The 2804-nt window shown below is 46.9% G+C and carries 4 protein-coding genes and 1 tRNA gene; 2 read left to right on the top strand and 3 right to left on the bottom strand.

All coding sequences use genetic code 11. The features are described 5' to 3' along the window. Nucleotides 1-5: 5 nt before the first annotated feature. Nucleotides 6-755 carry a hypothetical protein gene (locus J7529_RS24465; RefSeq protein WP_318731154.1) on the bottom strand — a complete coding sequence of 250 codons (750 nt, stop codon included), beginning with the start codon at nt 753-755 and terminating at the stop codon, nt 6-8. A gap of 8 nt (nt 756-763) precedes the next feature. Then, nucleotides 764-1495, bottom strand: coding sequence for a caspase family protein (locus tag J7529_RS24460; RefSeq protein ID WP_318731153.1), 732 nt, complete (start codon nt 1493-1495; stop codon nt 764-766). A gap of 71 nt (nt 1496-1566) precedes the next feature. Between J7529_RS24460 and J7529_RS24455 the strand changes: the two genes are divergently transcribed. Beyond that, nucleotides 1567-1959 (top strand): CU044_2847 family protein, encoded by a 393-nt coding sequence (locus tag J7529_RS24455; protein WP_318731152.1) that lies wholly within the window; start codon nt 1567-1569, stop codon nt 1957-1959. A gap of 70 nt (nt 1960-2029) precedes the next feature. On the opposite strand, the gene moaC is transcribed toward J7529_RS24455, so the two are convergent. Next, a complete protein-coding gene (moaC, locus tag J7529_RS24450; protein ID WP_318731151.1) occupies nt 2030-2530 on the bottom strand; it encodes a cyclic pyranopterin monophosphate synthase MoaC in 501 nt (166 codons plus the stop codon). 39 nt (nt 2531-2569) lie between these two features. On the opposite strand from moaC, the gene J7529_RS24445 reads away from it, so the two are divergent. After that, nucleotides 2570-2643: transfer RNA gene (locus J7529_RS24445), tRNA-Arg, on the top strand. The last annotated feature ends 161 nt before the right edge of the window (nt 2644-2804 follow it).

Below are 2804 nucleotides of genomic sequence, written 5' to 3'. Positions count from 1 at the left end.
CTTAATTAATCCGAAACATTTAAGAATAGGGTTTGCTCATTGTTGTTACTGTACCTCATAACAGCGCGAAGCGCTGTATCCACCCGATTGTCCTTAATCCGTTCCGCCAAATTACCATCGGACTGTTCCAAACATTTCCCCAGAAAATCCGCCCGCAAGGTAATCACCAAGCGCAATCGACCCTCCAGCGCGTCCACCGTCTCAAACAAACAATTGAGAAAATCCTTGCGCTCTTGCTCCTTCTCCTCACTCCCGCGACAGAGAGAAAAAATCTCCTCAAACTGGTCTACTACCAAAACCACGGTTTGCTCGTACTCTTCTCCCTCAATCAGTTCTCGCAAAGCCGTAGAGCCGCGTTCCTGCAAATCTGCTACATAACCATTGAGAAAATCCTCTCGCATTTTTGGAGATCGCACTCCCTGAAGAAAAATCCCCGCTAAACTTCTCAGAGGACTCTCCCCAGGTTTGATAATGCCTAAACGCTTCCAGTCTTCCGTACCCGATCGCCGTTTGCCCTTCTGGAGTTCGTAGAGTAACCCCGCTCTGACTACGGAAGATTTCCCGCTTCCCGACGGCCCCAAAACGGCTAAAAAGGGGCGATCGCAAATCCGACCCAATAACTCATCCGTCAATGCCCGACGACCAAAAAAGACCTTAACATCCTCCTCCGTAAAATCAAAGGCATCCAAGGCGCGATAAGGACAGAGATTGGGCTGTAACTCCGGTAATTCTTCCGTTTCTCCCCCTTTCTCCACGCAGCAAATCAAATCGATGGATTCCCCGTATTGAGAAAGAGAGCGCGTTGGGGATACGTCTTCCGGACTTCCTTGAGATAGCGATCGACAAACGCACATAAAGATAGCGTACTAATCCATTGTCCCGGCAGGCGATCACAATCCAATCCTTGCAAAAGTGCATCCGTCAACACCCCATGAGAACCGCTTGCCAATTCATAGGCTGATTCAATTTCCTGGGATGCTGCCACAAAACAGCGGCTATAACCTGCCTGTTCTCCGGGATTGGCCTCCTTAACGGCAATGAGTCCCCCACTATGACAGCAATCTAACCAAATAATTTGCCGTCTGACCGGACTGCCTCGCAATAATTTACACAAGTGTTCCAAAGGATAACCCCATTTATTTTCCTCTGGATTGACATCACTGGTTGCCAAATAGCTGGTTTCTGTTAAGTCATCATAGAGACCATGACCAGAATAATAAAACAAAACCGTATCGGCATAAGTCTCTCCTCGCGGCTTAAAATAGCGAATCAAAGCCGTTTGCAGTTGTCGCAGGGAAACTTGGGTTTTCTTGCTTGTTTTCAGACCCTCATTCGCTCTATCCTTAATGCCTGGCAAGCGTTCCACCCGAAACGGAGCAAGACCGGACTCTAATTTTTGCGCGATCGCCTCAGCATCTTTGGCAGGGGCTTCTAAATCCTTTAATCCCCGGTAGGAGTAGGTACTAATCCCAACAACCAGTGCATCTCGACTCATGTTCTATGTCAACTCAGTCTTCTGTCCTGTATTATAAACTCTCAAAATAAGCAGATTGTACGCAACCAACAATGACCAAACTAGCTCCCCTCCGCCTGGATGACAATACTGTAATTTACATCGAAGCCACAGAAGAATTAGACACCTCCGATCTCGTCGAGCATTTATCCACCTCAGAAGCAGAAGAAGAGGAAGAAGAAGCACCAACGAGTAGAGGATTCAATGCAAATTTGCAACAGCATGTTACTGACTTGCAAAGTACGATTGTTACCTATACCAACTACAGCCTGGCCGCCTTCAAAAAAGTCAGAGAAAGTGCGATCGCCAATGTCGATAAAGTAACTCTAGAATTCGGCGTTGAAATTGGCGGAGAAGCAGGCATTCCCTACATTACGAAAGGAACGGCAAAAAGCAACCTTAAAATCCAAGTGGAGTGTTCATTTAAGAAAGATGAGACTTTTTAGTACTATAATTCCTCACTGAAATTCAATACTGAAATCTAGCCCCCGTAACCGATTCCCGATTCCCGATTCCCTAGCGTGCAGCACTATAATTACCCGATTTACCGCCAGTTTTTTCGATTAAATGGATGGATTCGATCGCGATCGCCTTATCTAGAGCTTTGGCCATATCGTATAACGTCAGAGCCGCAATGGAAACAGCCGTTAACGCTTCCATTTCCACTCCAGTTTCGGCAGTGGTTTTGACAGTAGCGACAATTTGATAACCGGGTAATTGGCGATCGGGTTCAATTTCGACCTGAATCTTTTGTAGGGGTAAGGGATGACAGAGGGGAATGAGTTTGGCGGTTTGTTTGGCGGCCATAATTCCTGCCAGTTTAGCCGTGGCGATAATATCGCCTTTGGGGGCATTCCCCGCTAGAAGTGCTTCTAAAGTAGCCGGTTGCATTCTTACTTGTCCACTGGCGATCGCCATCCGTACCGTTGCTGTTTTTCCGGAAACGTCCACCATCTGCACTTCTCCAGACTCGTTCAGATGGCTTAACCCGGAAGTTGAAAAATTTTCTTGTGTCATCAGCAATAAGTGTGCTATATTATTTTCCTAGACAGTTAAGGGCTTGTAGCTCAGTGGACTAGAGCACGTGGCTACGGACCACGGTGTCGGGGGTTCGAATCCCTCCTAGCCCGTCTAACTCAAATCAAGCTGAGGAGGGAACTCTCATTCCCGACACCGTGGTTCATCGCCACGGACTCAACACACATTCAACACAAAACCACCATAGCACCTCCAAAAGTAAGGGGCAAGAAATAGGTCAAATGAGTTAGATAGTAATTAGAGTTTTCTATAG

Origin of the sequence: Roseofilum sp. Guam, from assembly GCF_017746735.1 — a bacterium.
GTDB classification, from domain to species: domain Bacteria; phylum Cyanobacteriota; class Cyanobacteriia; order Cyanobacteriales; family Desertifilaceae; genus Roseofilum; species Roseofilum reptotaenium.
Note: the sequence above shows the minus strand (reverse complement) of the source record. Positions and strands in the feature narration are given on the sequence as shown.

What these genes read in the sequence shown, in the direction of transcription:
- J7529_RS24460 (WP_318731153.1), bottom strand. Translation starts at nt 1,495, where the DNA reads ATGAGTCGAGATGCACTGGTTGTTGGGATTAGTACCTACTCCTACCGG.
- moaC (WP_318731151.1), bottom strand. Translation starts at nt 2,530, where the DNA reads ATGACACAAGAAAATTTTTCAACTTCCGGGTTAAGCCATCTGAACGAG.
- J7529_RS24455 (WP_318731152.1), top strand. Translation starts at nt 1,567, where the DNA reads ATGACCAAACTAGCTCCCCTCCGCCTGGATGACAATACTGTAATTTAC.